This window comes from Kitasatospora sp. NPDC048662, from assembly GCF_055587065.1.
The window spans coordinates 181446-198259 of sequence record NZ_JBVJHA010000003.1; the positions used below are offsets into that span (position 1 = coordinate 181446).

Annotated in this window: 15 protein-coding genes, 1 tRNA gene and 1 pseudogene; 6 read left to right on the forward strand and 11 right to left on the reverse strand. The window is 71.7% G+C overall.

The features are described 5' to 3' along the window. The first annotated feature begins 42 nt into the window (after positions 1 to 42). The 3 genes from ACZ6R9_RS11405 to ACZ6R9_RS11415 all read left to right on the forward strand — a co-directional run bounded on the left by ACZ6R9_RS11405 (position 43) and on the right by ACZ6R9_RS11415 (position 2994). On the forward strand, positions 43 to 1305 hold the full coding sequence (locus ACZ6R9_RS11405) for an esterase/lipase family protein (protein WP_465537949.1): 1263 nt from the start codon (positions 43 to 45) through the stop codon (positions 1303 to 1305). A 106-nt stretch (positions 1306 to 1411) separates the two neighbouring features. After that, positions 1412 to 1936: a hypothetical protein gene (locus ACZ6R9_RS11410; protein ID WP_465537951.1), complete on the forward strand. Its 525-nt coding sequence runs from the start codon at positions 1412 to 1414 to the stop codon at positions 1934 to 1936. 83 nt (positions 1937 to 2019) lie between these two features. After that, on the forward strand, positions 2020 to 2994 hold the full coding sequence (locus ACZ6R9_RS11415) for a DMT family transporter (protein ID WP_465537953.1): 975 nt from the start codon (positions 2020 to 2022) through the stop codon (positions 2992 to 2994). A 487-nt stretch (positions 2995 to 3481) separates the two neighbouring features. Here ACZ6R9_RS11415 and ACZ6R9_RS11420 read toward each other — a convergent pair whose 3' ends face one another. Both ACZ6R9_RS11420 and ACZ6R9_RS11425 read right to left on the reverse strand, forming a co-directional pair. Next, entirely contained in the window at positions 3482 to 6013 is a 2532-nt protein-coding gene (locus ACZ6R9_RS11420) for a DUF3376 domain-containing protein (RefSeq protein ID WP_465537954.1), read from the reverse strand. 195 nt (positions 6014 to 6208) lie between these two features. Next, positions 6209 to 6979, reverse strand: a complete 771-nt coding sequence (locus tag ACZ6R9_RS11425) for an IclR family transcriptional regulator (protein ID WP_380484751.1) — start codon at positions 6977 to 6979, stop codon at positions 6209 to 6211. A 125-nt stretch (positions 6980 to 7104) separates the two neighbouring features. On the opposite strand from ACZ6R9_RS11425, the pseudogene ACZ6R9_RS11430 reads away from it, so the two are divergent. From ACZ6R9_RS11430 to ACZ6R9_RS11440, 3 genes and pseudogenes are all read left to right on the forward strand, one after another. After that, positions 7105 to 8021: pseudogene (locus tag ACZ6R9_RS11430) on the forward strand (hypothetical protein). A 78-nt stretch (positions 8022 to 8099) separates the two neighbouring features. Continuing rightward, positions 8100 to 8161, forward strand: a tRNA-Ser gene (locus tag ACZ6R9_RS11435). A 367-nt stretch (positions 8162 to 8528) separates the two neighbouring features. Then, positions 8529 to 10112 (forward strand): TROVE domain-containing protein, encoded by a 1584-nt coding sequence (locus ACZ6R9_RS11440; RefSeq protein WP_465537957.1) that lies wholly within the window; start codon positions 8529 to 8531, stop codon positions 10110 to 10112. Between the two features lie 7 nt (positions 10113 to 10119). On the opposite strand, the gene ACZ6R9_RS11445 is transcribed toward ACZ6R9_RS11440, so the two are convergent. The 9 genes from ACZ6R9_RS11445 to ACZ6R9_RS11485 all read right to left on the reverse strand — a co-directional run bounded on the left by ACZ6R9_RS11445 (position 10120) and on the right by ACZ6R9_RS11485 (position 16538). Beyond that, complete coding sequence (locus ACZ6R9_RS11445; protein WP_465537959.1) at positions 10120 to 10662, reverse strand: hypothetical protein; 543 nt, start codon at positions 10660 to 10662, stop codon at positions 10120 to 10122. A 176-nt stretch (positions 10663 to 10838) separates the two neighbouring features. After that, positions 10839 to 11276 carry a hypothetical protein gene (locus ACZ6R9_RS11450; protein WP_465537961.1) on the reverse strand — a complete coding sequence of 146 codons (438 nt, stop codon included), beginning with the start codon at positions 11274 to 11276 and terminating at the stop codon, positions 10839 to 10841. Between the two features lie 106 nt (positions 11277 to 11382). Further along, complete coding sequence (locus ACZ6R9_RS11455; protein ID WP_465537963.1) at positions 11383 to 12366, reverse strand: phosphotransferase family protein; 984 nt, start codon at positions 12364 to 12366, stop codon at positions 11383 to 11385. Between the two features lie 112 nt (positions 12367 to 12478). Next, complete coding sequence (locus tag ACZ6R9_RS11460; RefSeq protein ID WP_380484762.1) at positions 12479 to 13882, reverse strand: 8-oxoguanine deaminase; 1404 nt, start codon at positions 13880 to 13882, stop codon at positions 12479 to 12481. Between the two features lie 29 nt (positions 13883 to 13911). Further along, a complete protein-coding gene (pucL, locus tag ACZ6R9_RS11465; RefSeq protein WP_465537965.1) occupies positions 13912 to 14832 on the reverse strand; it encodes a factor-independent urate hydroxylase in 921 nt (306 codons plus the stop codon). Positions 14833 to 14887: 55 nt separating this feature from the next. Beyond that, positions 14888 to 15220, reverse strand: a complete 333-nt coding sequence (gene uraH / locus ACZ6R9_RS11470) for a hydroxyisourate hydrolase (RefSeq protein ID WP_465537967.1) — start codon at positions 15218 to 15220, stop codon at positions 14888 to 14890. A gap of 48 nt (positions 15221 to 15268) precedes the next feature. Further along, the gene (gene uraD, locus ACZ6R9_RS11475) at positions 15269 to 15769 is read right to left on the reverse strand and encodes a 2-oxo-4-hydroxy-4-carboxy-5-ureidoimidazoline decarboxylase (protein ID WP_465537969.1); all 501 of its coding nucleotides are present in this window, start codon (positions 15767 to 15769) and stop codon (positions 15269 to 15271) included. Positions 15770 to 15882: 113 nt separating this feature from the next. Beyond that, on the reverse strand, positions 15883 to 16254 hold the full coding sequence (locus tag ACZ6R9_RS11480) for a helix-turn-helix domain-containing protein (protein WP_380484770.1): 372 nt from the start codon (positions 16252 to 16254) through the stop codon (positions 15883 to 15885). Next, a complete protein-coding gene (locus ACZ6R9_RS11485) occupies positions 16251 to 16538 on the reverse strand; it encodes a thiamine-binding protein (protein ID WP_380484841.1) in 288 nt (95 codons plus the stop codon). The genes ACZ6R9_RS11480 and ACZ6R9_RS11485 overlap by 4 nt, the downstream gene beginning before the upstream one ends. Positions 16539 to 16814: the final 276 nt, after the last annotated feature.

Below are 16814 nucleotides of genomic sequence, written 5' to 3' on the forward strand. Positions count from 1 at the left end.
GGCCGGCCCGCCGCGGTCATTCGTCAGTTGAAGGAGGACCAGGTGCGCCACCCGCTCAGGTCCGTGTTCACCGCCCTGTTGGCCGGCGCGCTGCTCGCGCTCGGCCTCGCCCCCACCCAGGCCGCCGCGGCCACCGCCGTCCCCTCCTACCTCACCCAGGAAGCCGTGTTCAACTCGCCCGGCAACGGCTGGGCGCAGGTCGAGCGCTACCGGGACGGCACGTCCGGGTTCACGCAGGAGCAGTACCCGTCCGACGGGCGCGGCGACCAGGACGGTGCGCGGGTCACGTACTTCGGCGGCGTGAAGCGTCCGTTCTCCGGCCGGTTCCTGCTGTACAGCGCGCAGGGCTGGAACACCGCCACCGGAACGCCCGTGCTGCTGGTGCACGGCGCCAACGACAACGCCGACCGGGCCTGGGCGAACCCCGGCGAGACCGGCAACTGCGGCGCGTCCAGCTGCCCGAGCACCGGCATGGCGCAGGCGCTGGCGGCGTCCGGCCACCGGGTGTTCGCGATCGGGTTCGCGCACAAGCAGGGCGACAACCTGATGCAGGCCCAGGCCGTCGGCGACGCCATCGCCGTGATCAAGGCCCGCACCGGCGCGGCCCAGGTGGACGTGGTGGCCTGGAGCAAGGGTGAGGTCGCGGCGCGGTCCTACGTCTCGTCCGTGAAGCCGAGTTGGGGACGCGCCTACGCCGGCGACGTCCGCAAACTGGTGACCCTCGGCGGCCCCAACGGCGGCCTGGACTACACCTACGCGCACGGCTGGGCGTTCTCGCTCGCCACCTGGCCGGCCTGCGGCGGCACCGCCAACGCGCCGTCCCCGCACCTCTACATGACCTGCTACGGCACCTACACCTCGCAGCCCTGCCTCGGTGTGCTGCCCACCGGCGGCTACGACTGCTTCCCCGGCCAGCGCCAACTGCTCGCCCGCTGGGACGGCCCCTACGGCGTGGACGCCACCATGCAGGACTGGTGGACCACCTACTACGGCGGCCAGGGCTTCTACACCTCCGGCCAGGGCATCCAGGCCGCGATCGACGCCGGCTCGCTGATCAAGCCGCTCCAGCAGGCGGGCGTTCCCGCCGCCGTCCCCACCTACCTGCTGGCCGGTGGCTCGGCGGACATCCCCGGCATCCTGAACGAAGGCCGCGGCCCGAGCGACGGACTGGTCTTCACCGCCAGCGCGCTGGACACCACGGGCATCGGGAAGGTCGGCGGCACCGCGCTGCTCAACGGCCTCAACCACATGGAACTGGCCTGGGGGAACGCCGCGGTGAGCCAGGTGACGGCCTGGCTGGCATGACAGCAGGGACGGCGGCACCCGCTCCGCCGCCGCCCCCGGCCGCCGGCCAACGAGCGTCCGGCAGCGCGGCCTTGCGGTCTCGGGCGTCCGCACTACAGTGCCAGGCATGACGACGTCCCTGCTTACCCTCGTCCGTGGCCACCATGCCGTTGCCGACTACCTCTGCTGGCCCGGTGAACTCGACTTCACCCGCACCGAGCACGTGGAACCGGTCCACCTGGCGAACGGCCTCACGCTGGAGCCGTTCGCCGGGGACGGCGCGGGCGGGACGTACTTCTTCTGCGGCGAGGGCGGCGAGGGGCGTCCGATCCTGTTCGCCGACTCCGAGGGCGGCGCCGCCCTCATAGCCGTCGGCCTGCCCGAGTTGCTGCGCCTGCTGCTGGCCGCACCCTGGTGGCGCGACTGCCCGAACTGCACGGCGGAGGAGAGCGAGGAGGCCGCAGCCGAGTACCTGGAGGACGAGCCCGCCCTGCTCGCCGCCCGCGAGGCCGTGGCCGCCACCCTCGGACTCAGCTACCCGACCGCCGCCGAGGCCCTCGCCCGCCTGCACGTGACCGCCACCGGCATCGGCCGCGAATTCGACCTGATCCACACACCCGAGGGCACGGCGTACCGGATGCTGATCGGCTGAGACGCTCGGCGGTGCCGGTGCGCTGCCTGCGGGAGTGAACACCCGGGTCGGCGCCCACGGGCTGGAAAGTGAGAGAGTGCCTCGTGCCCAAGAGACAGTCACGCGTCGGCCTGATCGACCTCCTGCTGTTGCTCGTGGCAGCCGTCTGGGGCTCCACCTACCTGGCAGCGAAGGAACTCGTCACACCCGCCACGGTTGTTGCCGTCCTCGCGCTGCGGTTCCTGGTCACCGCGGTGGCCATGCTGCCGCTCGCCATGCGCAGACTGCGTGGTGCCGGCCGGGACGAGATCGTCACCGGAACGCTCCTCGGCGTCATCCTCGCGGTGATCTTCCTGTTCGAGACCTTCGGCATCGCCCACACCACCGCGACCAACGCCGGGCTCATCATCAGCCTGACCATTGTGATGACCCCGCTGCTGGAGAGCGCCATGAGCCGCTCGTGGCTGCCCGCCGGGTTTTTTCTGGCCGCGGCCATGGCGGTGGCCGGTGTCGCCCTGCTGGCCTCGCGCAGCGGTCTGCACGCCCCGACGCTCGGCGACTGGCTGATCCTGGCCGCGGCGGCCGTCCGGGCCGTGCACATCACCGTGATGCACCGACGGTCGGCCCGGAAGGCCTACGACTCGTTCAACCTGACCTTCCTCCAGATGGCGACGGCCGCAGTGCTGTTCTGCCTGGCGGGCCCGCTGGCCGGCGACTCCGCCTTCGCGCTGGCCGCGCGGCTCGGACCCGTGCAGTGGGTCGACCTGCTCTACCTCGCGCTGATCTGCACGGTGTTCGCGTTCTTCGTCCAGATGTGGGCGGTCCGCACCACGTCGCCGTCCCGGGTCAGCCTGCTGCTCGGCACCGAACCCGTGTGGGCACTCCTGGTGGGCGTCCTCCTGGGCGGGGACCACATCGGACCCTACGGGGCCGCAGGCGCGGCTCTGATCATCATCGGCGCGAGTTGGGGGCAGCGCATCGAACGCCGACACCGGGAAGGCGAACAGGGCCACCCCGCAACGGATTCCGGGTCGCCGGACCACGACTGCGCCGACCGGCAGTTCGCGCATCCGGCCTGACCTGCGAGCTCCGCCAACAGGCCGATGCGCCCGGCCGGTTGGTGTGAGCGCGGAGGGGAATTCAGGCCGAGGGCTGCACGAAGACCTGCTCGCCCTCCCCGTGCGGTTCCTCGAAGCCGGACAGGTAGCGGTCGAACAGCGGCTCGTCCACGGTGACGCAGTTGGCACCCTGCTCGGCGTTGCGAACTGCCAGGCGGCGCTTCAGGGTTGCCGGCGACGGTGCCAGCCGCGAGGGTTCGGGCCCGGGTCCTGTCGAACGGTGGACAACCCTGCCGCGCACGACGGGGCGCGAGCTGCGTGACGCGGCCCGCCGGCCCGACCTGACCTGCGTCCAGCGCCAGGATGCGCGAGGACCGGGGCCTGCCCGAGGACCGGTGCGAGGGGAGAGGACGGAGGAGGCCTTCAACGCGCGCTTCGAATCGTCCCGGGGCGAAACTGCCGCGCCTGCGGCCTGCTCGCGCTCCCGGTGAGCTCTTCTGACCGGAGATCAGCCGACCGCAAGCCCGATCGCGAGGCCGATGCCGACCAGGATCAGCACGCACGCGAGGAGGCTCACCATCAGCGCCGACTTCACCACCCGCGGAATGGTGCGCGGGTCCTTCTTCTCGAGCGTGTTCCGGGCCCTGAGCCGGACGTACCAGGTGAACCAGCGGAGCCACCGCTTGTCGTCCTTCTGCAGGGCCTTCGATTTGGTGGCGACAAGGGGGCGGGTGACGGCGAGCACCTTGCGCCAGAGTGGGCTGTCGGCCGCCGAGGCCGGTTTGCCCTTGTCGGTGTTGCCCAGCAGCGCGATTGCCGAGCAGATGACGGCCCTCAGGCCGGCCTTGCCCTGGTCGGTTTTGAGAATCCGCCCCAGCAGCTCCGTGTCCGTTGTGGTCCGGAGCTCCTCGAGATTGTGCTCCAGCTGGTCCTTGACGGAGACCTCGGCCGCCCGATCCTGGGCCTCTGCTTCCTGGTCCTCGGTCTGCGCTTCGGTCTGCGCTTCGGTCTCCGCTTCGAGGATGGCGAGGTGGAGCCGCTCCTCCCAGTCCAGGCGTTCCTCGCGGGAGGGGACGAGCAGGGAGAGCAGGTGGTGGGCGGCGTCGAGCCGGCCCCAGACGAAGTCGGAGCGGCGCCATTTGTGGTTGATGAAGGCGCCGAAGTGCTGGAAGCGGATGCCGTAGAGCTTCCGGTCGCCGAGATCGGCGAACCGGTCGACGTTGAACACCGGACTCATGTTGTCCGGGCCGAGCCGCAGGAATTCGAATGCCGGCGTGAGCGGCCCGGCGGCCTTCGACGGGGGTGCGTACATCCTGGTGACCACTTCGACCGCCAGACAGTCGTGCACGACGTCCTCGGGACCTTCCCAGTGGCCGAGGCCGGCCTGCCCGGTCACATAGGCGAACCGTCTGCACGCCTGCAAGACGAGTGCGCCGACCGTGGCCGGGACGTTCAGCTCGTCGAAGACACGGCCGAGGAGCTCGCTCAGTTCCAGGTTCGACAGCTCCAGCCCCGGCCGGTATTCGTCCCGGATCCGGTTTCTGGCGGCCTTTGTGACGGCGAGCGCGCGGCGCTGTTGCTGGCTGATGTCGGTCGCGCCGACGAGCAGTGCGCGCTGTCCGTCGGGATCCGCGCGCAGCTCCTCGGAGTCGAGGCACTGCTGGAGGTAGCCGCCGAGGGTCTCGAAGAGCCGTTCGGCGGTGATGATTCCCCAGGGCCATTTGGACATGTCGGGGTTGTTGATGTCCTGGCTCGGCCACCGCGGGCTCCAGTTGGGGTTCTCCCCGAGGATCCGACCGAGCTCGTCGGAGTCCGCCTCCGGTACGGTGACGAGCGAGGTCACCGTGCCCACCTCGGCGAGCCGCTGGCGGGTCTCCCAGAGCGCTGCGCTGGCCCGGCTCAGCCGGTACTCGCCGAGCATCGTCTCGGCCGCTTCCCGCACGTAGTCGCGGAGAGCCGGGTCCCTGCTCATCCGGTTGAACAGATTCAGCTGTGTGCCGCGAACGCTTGTCCCGAGCCGGGTCGACAGCTCCTGCGTCCCGGACCGGAAGTCCGCCTCCCGCGGGTACTGCAGCGCGTTGAAGGCCGAGGTGACGAAGGAGACGTCACCGCAGGGCGACTGTCCCGCCGTCTTCACCGACTCCAGGCCGACCGAAGGGGTCACGTAGACGACCACCCGGCGCACCCGCTGGTCCCGTCGACGTTCGGTGATCGCCTCGAGAACCGGGCCGAACGGGGCGTTGTTGAGCACACCGCCGTCGATCACGCAGCTCGCCGGAGCCTCGGAGACGCGAGCGGGGAGCTCGCGGAAGTGGACCATCGGCGTCTCGTCGACCGGCGGGAAGGCCACCGGATAGCCGGCGCTCGCCCGCGCCGCCTGAACCAGCGCGTCGTTGTTCACCGAGCGGAAGTCACAACGGCTGTCGGGGGCGAAGCCCATCGTGCCGTCGTCCAGCTTCCGGAAGACTCCCGCGTCCTTGTCGTGCTGGAACCGGTACACGCGCCGGTGGTCACGGACGTCGAACTGGCTGCCGAAGCCGTCCTTGAAGGTGCGCGCCCGGCCGTCCAGCGAGGTGGCCGTCATGAAGAGGGCGATCGGCTGATCGTCCGCTTCGCCCCCGGGCATTGCCTTCAGCTGCGTTTTGATCTTCTCCTCGAAGAAGGTGCCGTCGAGCAGGCTCTGCGGGGAGGGCGATTTCACCAGCTCCGGCAGCGAGGCGGCCTCCTCCCACACCTTGCGCAGCGAGCCCAGGTCCGTACTACGGCCGATCGCGGTGGCCAGCAGGAGCCCGTTGAGGCCGCCGGCCGAGGTGCCCGAGACGATGTCGATCACCACCCGGGCATTCGCCCTCGCCGCGTCGGTGATCTGCTGCCAGATCTCGGCCACCTTCCGGTCGGGCGGGGAGATCGATTCATCGGGTTCGTCGGCAGAAGCGCGGCGCAGCAGGTCGAGCTCGTGCGTGACACCGCCCATCCAAACCGCGAGGCTGACGCCGCCGTTCATCACCAGGGCCAGCCGGACCTCTTCCTTCAGCGCCATGTCTCGCACCGTAGATCGGCGGCCTCCGGGCCGCTCCCGCAGCGCCGGCCGGTTGGTCCACCCGGTCCAGCGCGCGGGCACGGTGAAGACTCACCTCACCTCACCTCGGGCGGCTGCCGGCCAAGCTCGCGGCCCACGACCGGGCCCAACTGGTCGTCGCCGCCCACGAGTCGGGGCCGGTGCAGGCGCGGGCCGTCAGAGTGCCGCGCCGAGGCGGGCCGCGACGGACTGCATCAGGGGGACCAGGCCGGCGGGGCCGGACTGGGCTTCGAGGGAGTGGATGCGGGCCTCGGGGCCGGAGACGGAGAGCGCGGTGGGGGTGGGGGCGCCCGGGACGGCCACGGCGAGGCAGCGGACGCCGATCTCCTGCTCCTGGTCGTCCACCACGTAGCCGGACTCGCGGGCGGTGGCGAGGTGGGCGAGCAGGACGGCGGGGTCGGTGATGGTGTGCGGGGTGTGGGCCTGGAGCGGGCCGGGGCCGAGCAGGGCGCGGGCCTCGTCCTCGGGGAGCTGGGCGAGCAGTGCCTTGCCGACGCCGGTGCAGTGCGGCTGGGCGCGGCGGCCGACCTCGGTGAACATCCGCATGGAGCGCCGGGACTGGACCTGGCCGACGTAGACCACCTCGCAGCCCTCCAGGACGGCGAGGTTGGCGGTTTCGCCGGTGGCTTCCATGAGTTCGGCGAGGAACGGGCGGGCCCAGGAGCCGAGCAGGCGGTTCGCGGTCTCGCCGAGCCGGATCAGGCGCGGGCCGAGGGTGTAGCGGCGGGCGGAGTCCTGGCGGACGTAGCCCTGGGCGAGCAGGGTGCGGACCAGGCGGTGGATGGTCGGCATCGGCAGGCCGGAGGCGGCGGAGAGCTCGCTGAGGGTGGCGATGCCGCCGGTGTCGGCGAGGGCTTCGAGGAGCAGGAAGGCGCGTTCGACGGACTGCACCGAGCCGGTGGTGCGTTCGGTGGGGCTGCTGGCCACGGGGCGGTTCCTTCGTCGGTGGACTTCGCGCGACCTCTCAACGGAGCGTTGAAATTCTGCATCGCGGAAACTAATCTCCACTCTACAGAATGGAACAGCGCACCGGCCCGAGGGGAGTGCCACCCATGGCAGCAGATCAGGGTTCCACTGTTCCGGGAACGGTGGTCGCGGGCCCGCCGGTGGAGCGCGCCGAGGAGGTGCTCACCCCGCAGGCGCTGGCGTTCGTCGCGGGCCTGCACCGCGCGTTCGACGGCCGGCGCCGGGAGCTGCTGGCCGCACGTGCGGCGCGCCGGGCCGAGATCGCCCGCACCGGCACCCTCGGCTTCCGGCCGGAGACGGCGGCGATCCGCGCCGCCGAGTGGCAGGTCGCGACCGCGCCGCGCGCCCTGACGGACCGCCGGGTGGAGATCACCGGCCCGACCGACCGCAAGATGACCATCAACGCGCTGAACTCCGGCGCCCAGGTGTGGCTCGCCGACTTCCGGTGAAGGTCCGGGCCGACAAGGAGCGGGAGGCGGGCGGCGGCTTCGACGGCTCGTGGGTCGCCCACCCCGACCTGGTGCCGGTGGCGCGCGAGTGCTTCGACGCGGTGCTCGGCGAGCGGCCGCACCAGAAGGAGAATCCCGGTCCGGTGGCGGAGGTGACGGCGCAGGAGCTGCTCAACGTGGCCGGAGCGGGCGGCAGTTGTACGTCCACGGGGCTGTGCAACGCCGTTCAGGTCGGCCTCCGGTACATCGAGTCGTGGCTGCGCGGAACGGGCGCGGTCGCCATCTTCCAGCTGATGGAGGATGCCGCCACCGCCGAGATCTCCCGCTCGCAGATCTGGCAGTGGATCCACAACGGCGTGGTGCTCGCCGACACGGGCGAGAAAGTGACGGCCGAGCAGGTGCGACGGCTGCTGGCGGAGGAACTCGCCGGGTTGCGGGCGGAGGCGGTCGCCGGGCGGCGGTGGGAGGAGGCCGCCGCGCTGTTCGAACAGGTGGCGCTCGGTGAGGAGTTCCCGGAATTCCTCACGCTGCCGGCCCTCGCCCTGCTCGACTGAGCCCAGGCCGATGCGGCGGCGGAAAACCCAGGTGCGGGCGGGGGCGGCGGACGGCTAAGGTCGTTCTCGTCCAGGTGCGCAGGCAGGGGTTACTTCCACTTGTAATGGGCAGGTCGCGGGTTCGAGTCCCGCCGCCGGCTTTCGGGCCGGTGTAGCTCAGTCGGTAGAGCAGCTAATGTCACCTCCGCCGCTTCTGTTCTCTGGACACCGAACTTCAGAACGACTGCCACCTCCCGGTGCGCAGACGCCGGTTACTTCCTCCAAAGAACTCCACCGGCGCCACCTTTGATCTCGGGAGGGCAACCGCGCCGGGGCGTCCGGTGCGCAGGCGGGGGTTACTTCCGGATCCGGAGGTTCCGGGTTCGAGTCCCGGCCGACCGTGCGCGAGCACGGCCGGTAGCTCAAGGGAAAGAGCACCGGACTGCTACCTCCGCCGAGGCCGGTCCGCGCGACCGGCAATTCTCGGACGCCCCGGTTCGGCCTGCCCGCCCGCAGGAGGAGTCCGCCATGTCCCGCTTCAACTTTCGCCGTTCGAAGAAGACCGCCCCCGTCGGCCCGAGCTCGCCCGTCGCCACGACCGGGCAGCTCACCGTCAACCACCAGGGCGGGCCGGGACACCTGCGCGACGAGAAGTCCGAACTCTTCCTGCTGGCGGTCGCCAACCTGGTCGGCCAGGACACCTTCTACGAGCACGGCGGCGACCGCGACGACCGCTACACCGCCCTGGTGCGCTCGCTCGCCGTCAGCGACCCCGAGTGGACGCTCGGCCTGCTGCGCTGGCTGCGCCACGGCGCCGCGATGCGCACCGCCTCGCTGGTCGGCGCCGCCGAGTTCACCCGCGCCCGGCTGGACGCGAAGCTCCCCGGCCACTCCCGGCAGGTGATCGACGCCGTCCTGCAGCGCCCCGACGAGCCCGGCGAACTGCTCGCCTACTGGACGTCCCGGTACGGGCGCGCGCTGCCCAAGCCCGTCAAGCGCGGCGTCGCGGACGCCGTCGGCCGGCTCTACAACGGGCGGGCGCTGCTCAAGTACGACACCGCCACCAAGGGCTTCCGGTTCGGCGACGTACTGGAGCTCACCCACCCGGCGCCGCACCCCCAAAAGCCGTGGCAGAGCGAGCTGTTCCGGTACGCGCTGGACCGGCGGCACCGCCCCGAGAGCGCCGTCCCGCCGGCCGGTGACGCCCTGCTGACCGCGCACCACGCACTGATGGCCGTGCCCGTCGCCGAGCGCCGCGCGCTGGTCACCGGCCCCGACGGCGCGCAGCGCCTGGCCGAGGCCGGCCTGACCTGGGAGGCGCTGGCCGGCTGGCTCCAGGGCCCGCTGGACGCCGCCGTCTGGGAGGCCGTCATCCCGTCCATGGGGGCGATGGCGCTGGTGCGCAACCTGCGCAACTTCGACCAGGCCGGGGTGTCGGACGAGGTCGCCGAGCAGGTCGCCCGGCGGATCTCCGACCGGGGCGAGGTCAAGCGTTCGCGCCAGTTCCCGTTCCGCTACCTGGCCGCGTACCGGCACGCGCCGTCGCTGCGCTGGGGCCATGCGCTGGAGACGGCGCTGAAGCACTCGCTGGCCAACGTCCCCGCGCTGCCCGGTCGTTCGCTGATCCTGGTGGACCGCTCCGTCTCGATGTTCGACCGCCCGAGCGCGCAGACCCAGCTCAACCGGGCCGACACCGCCGCCGTGTTCGGCACCGCCCTCGCCCTGCGGGCGGCCGACGCGGACCTGGTCGAGTTCGGGACGGGCAGCCGGGCGATCCCGCTGAAGGCCGGGGACGCGGTGCTCAAGGTGCTGGACCGGTTCGGCAACCTCGGCGGCACCGACACCGCCGGCGCCGTTCGCCAGCACTACCGCGGCCACGACCGGGTGGTGATCGTCACCGACGAGCAGGCGTACGGGAGTTACTCGCACGACCCGCTGGAGTCCGTCCCCGCGCACATCCCCGCCTACACCTGGAACCTGGCCGGCTACCGCCCCGGTCAGGCGCCGTCCGGCGCCGCGAACCGCCACACCTTCGGCGGCCTCACCGACGCCGCGTTCCGGCTCGTCCCGCTGCTGGAGGCCGGGCAGGACGCCGGCTGGCCGTGGGAATGACCACCCCTCACTCCGCGCGCCGGCGCCGGTAGTACGCGAAGGTCAGCGCCAGGAGAAGCGGACCCCACAGCGTCAAGGGGAGCGTGGCCACTGCCGCAAGCGCCTTCCACCAGCCGTTGGAGTACTCGACGAGAGGGACTCCGCCGAGATGGAGGAAGGCCAGCGGCAGCGGGTCCCACAGCACGACCAGGCCCAGCCCGCCCAAGGCGGCCGGGACGATCGCCGCGAACGGCGGGACGCGCCGGCCGCCGATCAACGGGAGCCAGGCCGGGGCCACTTCACCCCACCTGGCCACCAGGCCGAAGGAGAGGTAGGCGAGCCCCTCGGAGAGGACGCTGAGCCCGAAGACGTACAGGATCACCCACCAGTGCCAGGTCTGGTGGACCTCGTAGACCTGGCCCATCTCGAAGTCGAACGCGAACGGCAGCCGCCAGATGCACGACGGCAGCACGGCCAGCGGTATCAACCGGGCCGAGCGGACGGCCCATGGGGGCACCGGCCGGGCGGTGCCACCAAGCCTGGGGGACGGGTGAAGCAGCTCGAATCGCATGCCTCGATCCTCCCGGCCCGGTCGGTGCCGGGGATCGGCCCGAGGGAGTGTCGGATGCTCGCCCGCGCGAGGGAGATCGAGTCCTCCGCCAGGTGGACGGCCGCAGCGCCTTCTCGGCCTCAGGAACCAGCCCTGCTGGCGGTGGCCGGTCCGGGGGTGCCTTCGGCGGCGGTCCGTCAGTCTCCCGAGAAGCCGAACACGCCGAAGTGGGAGGTCTCCTCGCCGGTGTAGAGCACCACGAACCGCCCCGTCCACCGCATGCCCGCCTCCGCGGGCAGCTCGGTGCCCTCCATCGCCCGCCGGTACTGCTCGACACTCGGCCGGTCGGTACCGAAGTGGTGCAGCAACCGCGCATGCGGCAGCGGCCGGACCGTCCCCAGGTCGTCGTACCCCGCCGGTTCGTCGCTGACCAGCACCGCCTTGGGAATGTCCAGGATCGAGTGAGTGCCCTCCTCACCCATGAACTCCTCGTCCTCCCACAGCTCCTCGATCGACTCGTACTCCCCGGCCCCGACCCACCCGCTCCCCGCGAACACCTCCTCGTGCAGCGCGTTCAAGGTCTTCTGCGGAGTCCCCCGGTAGGCCGTCAGGTACTCCCAGCTGCTGGCGCCCATCTGCATGCTCCTCAACTCGTCACAGGCTCCGAACGGCCCGGACGCTACCGCAGGCGACCGACAGGCCGGGGCAGTGCCCGGCCCGGCGACCGGGAATCGGTGGGAGTTACGAGTAGCGCTCGAAGAGGGCCAGGAGGTACTCCTCCAACCGGCTCGCCAGCAGGGCAGGGGTCAGATCCGGGCGGCCGAGCTCCCGCCAGGGGAGGGCGACCTTCTCGGCGTCCGGGGCGAAGGCCAGGGCGTCGATCAGCCGCCAGTACAGATGCGCCGCCCGGTCCTCGTCGAGCCGTCCTCCGGCGGCGGCGTACCGGTCCGCGAAGCTCATTCCCAGCGGGACACCGTGGAGCAGCGCCAGCGCCGTCGAGCAGTGGGCGACGTCCAGGTCGGCCGGGCCCCAGGACGTCTCCACCCAGTCCACGACACCGCTGATGCGGGCATCCTCGCCGACACCTTCGAACAGGACGTTGCCCGGGTGGAAGTCCCGGTGCAGAAAACACGGCCGGTGGGCCGGCGGATCCTGCCGGATGACCTCGACGGCCCGCTGCCAGAGCTCCGGCCGCGCCGAAGACTCGGGCAACCGCACCCGGTCCGGGGCGGTCCACGCCTGCCAGGTCCGCGGCCTCGTCTCCGGCGAGACCTCGACCCGGTGGATGCGCAGCAACTGCTCGGCCAACAAGTCGGCACGGTGCTCGGCGCCCTGGTCGTCCACCGTGACGGCTCCCGGCAGCAGCGACATCAGCAGCGACGGGTGGTCGCAGGAGGCCGCCGTCGAATCCGCGTCCACCAGCGCCGCCGCAGGGACGTCCGTGCCGTCGAGCAGGCGGAGGATCGTGGCCTCGCGCGACAGCAGGCCGTCCGCGTGCTGGACGAAGAACGGCTTGACGAACGAACGCAGCACCAGCGCCCGCCGACCTTGCGGTCCGACGATGCTCAGTCGGCGCATCTCCGAGGTCCAGCCGCCGCGCAGGCGTGCGACACCTTCGATCCGCTCCCCGGCGCCGAGCCGCTGCTCCACCCACGACCTGGTGAGGGCCCAGCCGTGCTCCTCAAGACCGCCACCGACCCGCTCCGCGCCCGCACTCGTGACCATGCGTCGAGGCTATCGGCATCGCGGTCCTCCGGTGTCGATCTCGGGATATCCCGTCAAGGGCAGGCGAGTTGACCGGAAGGGCTCGGGCGGCCCCACCGGCGGGCCGACGGCGTCAGCGGGCTCGTGGACCGCCTCCACGGGAGGCGAGGTCGCGGGCCGCGGCGGCGCAGGTGCGGGCGAGGTGGGTCTCGTCGGCGGTGGTGAGGTGGTCGTGTTCGACGACGGGGGCGCCGTTGACGAGGAGGGTGGTGAGTGGGGGGAGGGCGCCGAGGACGAGGGCGGCGACGGGGTCGGCGATGCTGGAGTGGAGAAGGCCGTCGATCTTCCAGAGGGCGAGGTCGGCGAGTTTGCCCGGTTCGATGGAGCCGATCTCGTGCTGGCGGCCGAGGACTCTCGCGCCGCCCATGGTGGCCAGGCGCAGGGACTGGCGGACGGTCAGGGCGTCGGGGCGGCCGGCGAGGCGGTTGATCAGGAGGGCGTTGCGCAGTTCGGTGCCGAGCTGGCCGGATTCGTTGGAGGCGGTGCCGTCCACGCCGAGGCCGACCGGAACGCCGGCCGCGAGCATGTCGGGGACCCGGGCGATCCCGGCGGCCAGGCGGGCGTTGGAGGACGGGCAGTGGGCGACGCCGGTGCCGGTCTCGGCGAACTTGGCGAGGTCGGAGTCGGTCAGGTGGACGCAGTGCGCCATCCAGACGTCCTCGCCGAGCCAGCCCGTGGACTCGAAGTAGTCGGTGGGGCCCATGCCGAAGAGCTGCCGGCAGAAGCGCGCCTCCTCGGCGGTCTCGGAGCCGTGGGTGTGCAGCCGCACGCCCTTGCGGCGGGCCAACTCGGCGGAGCGGGACATGAGTTCGGTGGAGACGGAGAAGGGCGAACAGGGCGCCAGGGCGATCTGCAGCATCGAGCCGAAGCCCGCGTCGTGCCACCGGTCGATCGCGGCCTCGGAGGCGGCGAGGATCTCGTCGGTGTCCTCCACCGCGTGGTCGGGCGGCAGGCCGCCGTCCTTCCGGCTGCGGTCCATCGACCCGCGCAACGCCGTGAAGCGGAGGCCGAGTTGCCGGACGGCCTCGATGGACGCGCCGAGCAGGTCGCCGGCGCCGCGCGGGAAGACGTAGTGGTGATCGGCGGCCGTGGTGCAGCCCGACTTGAGCAGCGCCGCCGCCGAACCCAGGGTCGCGGCGTGCATCAACTCGGCGTCGATCCGCGCCCAGGTCGGGTACAACGCCACCAGCCAGTCGAACAGGATGTCGTTCTGGGCCAGCCCGCGGGTGAGCCACTGGTAGAAGTGGTGATGGGTGTTGACCAGCCCCGGGGTGAGCAGGTGCCCCTCGCCGTCGATCCGCCGCGCCACGTCGGCGAGCCCGCCCGGCGCGGGCCCGTCGCCGACCGACTCGACGGTGTTGCCGAGGACGACGACGTGCCCGCGCGCGTACTCGGTGCCGTCGGCATCGACGGTGGCGATCGCGGCGTTCTCGATCACGATCCGCCGGTCTGCTGCGCCCGGGGGCCGCACAGGCATGAGAACTCCAGGAGAGAGTCGGCGAGTTGTCAGGAGACGGGGATGACCGGGGTGACGCCCTCGCGGTGCACGGTGCCCTCGATCAGGCCGTACATCCGGTCGGCGGCGAAGTAGACCTCGTTCTCGTTCTTGAGCCCGAACGGCGCCAGATCGACCAGGAAATGGTGCTTGTTGGGCAGCTCCAGCCGGACCTCGTCCACCTCGGCCCGATGGTCCAGCACCCTGGTGCCCATCGCGTGCAACGTCTGCTGCAAGGAGTACGAGTAGGTGTCGGCGAACGCCTCCAGCAGATGCCGCCTGACCTCCTGGTACGAGTCGTTCCACCCCGGCTGCTCCTGCCCGTCGCGGCCGTCGAAGCCGAACGCCCACCGGGCCGTCACCTGGGTGGCCAGGATCCGGTCGTAGGCCTCCTGGAGGGTGGTGTAGCGGTCCTTGAGGTACCCCCAGAACTCCGAGTCGGTGGTGTTCATCACCACCAGGTCCCTGAGCCCGGAGATCACCCGGAACCGCTCGCCGTCGTACACCACCTCGGTGGTGCGCACCTCCTGCCCGGCGCGGACGAAGGAGTGGCCGGACTCCGCCGAACTACCGGACGCGGAAGGGGAGTTGGCGACCGGGATCCGGTTCCAGGCGTACTCCTCGATCCGGATCCGGGCGCTGCGCACCACGCCGCGTTCGGTGTTCTCCACGAAGTGCCGGGCCAGCAGGGCGGCGAAACCCTCGGCGGACTCGATGCCGTGCTGCTTGGCGAACGCGTACACGGTGTTCTTGGTGCTGTCGGTGGGCAGGCAGTTGGCGTTCGAGCCGGTCCGGTGGACGTCCTCGAAATCGCCGCGCAGCGAGACCGAGACGTTCAGGTCCTTGATCTCGTGGCGGGTGGAGTCGCGGCGGACCCGGACGATGCGGTTCTCCGCCTTGCCGTACTGGTTCTGCCCGAGCACGTGGGTCATGACGTGTCTCCTCAGTGGTGGGCCCGGCCCAGGGCGCTGTCCGGCCGGACAGGCCCTAGCTGCCGCGGTAGACCGAGTAGCCGAAGGGGTTCAGCAACAGCGGTACGTGATAGTGGAGTTGGTCGGGTGCGACGATGAAGACGACCGAGACCTCGGGGAAGAACGGCTGCTGTCCCGACCCGGCCCGGTACGTCGCGGTGTCGAACAGCAGCCGGGCGACCGAGCCGCCCGCCACGGCCGGCAGGTCCGCGGCCCGGCCGTCGGCGTCGGTGGCGCAGGCGCCGAGCAGCTGCCAGCCGTCCTCGGTGCGTACGGCCAGTTCGACCGGAACGCCCCCGGCCGGGCGGCCGAGGCTGGTGTCGAGCACGTGGGTGGAGATGCCGGCCATGGACACATCCTTATGGGCAGCGGGTATGCGGCGGGTAGGCGGCGGGTGTCAGGTGGAGAGCAGCCGGTCGAGGCGGAGCTCGTTGATCTCGCGCAGTTCCCGGCGGACGGTCCCGGCCTCGGTGACGGCGTCGTGCGGCAGCCGCTCGCGCAGGGCGGCGAGCAGGTCGGCCGCCGTGCGTCCGCTGGCGCGGATCAGGAAGAGGTGGCCGAACTTCGCCTCGTACGCGGCGCCCGCGGCCGCCAACTCCGCCAGTACGGACGGCTCGGCGCCCCGGACGCCGGACTGCTCGCGCGCGGACGCGGCGTCGCCGGCCCCGGGCGCGCCGATCCGGGCGTGGCCGGCCAGCGCCGCGTGCAGCTCGGCCACCGACAGCTGCGCCGTGGCCTTCGCGTTGGCGGCCAGCAGCTCCGCGCGGTCGGACCAGGGGCGGGAGGCGGCGACGGCGGCGGCCCAGGCCGGGCTGGGACAGATCTCCAGCAGGGTACTTCGCAGTTCGGCGGGATCGAGGGAAGCCAGTGCGGCCAGTGCGGCGGGTGGCTCGGTCACGGAGGGGCCTCCTGGATTCGGTGCCACCCCGACAAGCTAGAGCGAGCCCCGAGGGCCGTCAACGCTTTGTTGAACTGTTGCTGTGGCGGCGGTGGGCGGCGGTGCCTGACGGATCAGGACTTCTCTTGCCGGTTCAGGTAGTTGTACACGGTGAACCGGCTGACACCGAGCGCCGACGCGACGGTCTCCACCCCATGGCGGACGGTGAACGCGCCGCGTTCCTCCAGCAGGGCGACCACCCGCTGCTTCTCCACGCGGTCCAGCTCGGCCAGCGGGCGGCCGTCGAACTGGCGGGCCATCTCGGCCAACAGCCGCTCCAGCGCGCTGCCCAGGTGCGGCAGCCGTACCGCGACGGCCGGTGCGCCGTCCCACTCCAGGACGAGGTCCTCGGCCCGCGCCTCGGCGAGCTCGACGGCGGTGGCGCCGACCGCCTCCAGCAGCGGCTTCAGGGCCGCGGTGAGCGGGTGGTCGGGGGCGTCGTTCACGGCGTGCTTCCTTCGTCGGGCGTCCTCGGTGGGCCGGGTGCGGCCGGGGCCGGGTCGTCGGCCAGCACGCTGACCTGGAGCGAGATCCGGCTCGCGCCGACCGCGAGGGTCTCCCGCAGCAGCCGGGTGACGGCGGCCAGCGCCTGCTCGGCGTCCCCCTCGGCGCTGGTGCCGAACGGCCCCACCGAGACGGCCAGGCCGGCCTCTTCGGCCGCCCGGCGGGCGGTGGCGGCGTGCTCGGGGAAGCCGTCCAGTTGGAACGGTTCGGTCGTGAACTCCACCATCAGTCGCACGTGTTCACCTTATCGAGCGAGCGTCCGGCCGATGGTCGGACGAGACGATTGGATGGAGGTTCAGTGGCGTTCAGCTTTCGGATGGTGGAATTCCGGTGGCGAACTCGGGGTGCTGCCGCTGTTGGCGTGGGCGGACCATGACGGTGAGCCGGGGCGAGCCGGGCGTGGGCGACTGGCCGTTGACCGCCCGACAGCCCCAAGTCTCCTACAGGGAGCGGACCTTGTCGGCCGCGCCGCATTGACGGTCGATCGGGCCGGTCCTACGCT

Excerpts from the sequence above, each read along its gene's own strand:
- ACZ6R9_RS11410 (WP_465537951.1), top strand. The coding sequence starts at position 1,412 with ATGACGACGTCCCTGCTTACCCTCGTCCGTGGCCACCATGCCGTTGCC.
- ACZ6R9_RS11420 (WP_465537954.1), bottom strand. The coding sequence starts at position 6,013 with ATGGCGCTGAAGGAAGAGGTCCGGCTGGCCCTGGTGATGAACGGCGGC.
- ACZ6R9_RS11440 (WP_465537957.1), top strand. The coding sequence starts at position 8,529 with ATGTCCCGCTTCAACTTTCGCCGTTCGAAGAAGACCGCCCCCGTCGGC.
- ACZ6R9_RS11445 (WP_465537959.1), bottom strand. The coding sequence starts at position 10,662 with ATGCGATTCGAGCTGCTTCACCCGTCCCCCAGGCTTGGTGGCACCGCC.
- ACZ6R9_RS11450 (WP_465537961.1), bottom strand. The coding sequence starts at position 11,276 with ATGGGCGCCAGCAGCTGGGAGTACCTGACGGCCTACCGGGGGACTCCG.
- ACZ6R9_RS11455 (WP_465537963.1), bottom strand. The coding sequence starts at position 12,366 with ATGGTCACGAGTGCGGGCGCGGAGCGGGTCGGTGGCGGTCTTGAGGAG.
- ACZ6R9_RS11460 (WP_380484762.1), bottom strand. The coding sequence starts at position 13,882 with ATGCCTGTGCGGCCCCCGGGCGCAGCAGACCGGCGGATCGTGATCGAG.
- pucL (WP_465537965.1), bottom strand. The coding sequence starts at position 14,832 with ATGACCCACGTGCTCGGGCAGAACCAGTACGGCAAGGCGGAGAACCGC.
- uraH (WP_465537967.1), bottom strand. The coding sequence starts at position 15,220 with ATGGCCGGCATCTCCACCCACGTGCTCGACACCAGCCTCGGCCGCCCG.
- ACZ6R9_RS11485 (WP_380484841.1), bottom strand. The coding sequence starts at position 16,538 with ATGGTGGAGTTCACGACCGAACCGTTCCAACTGGACGGCTTCCCCGAG.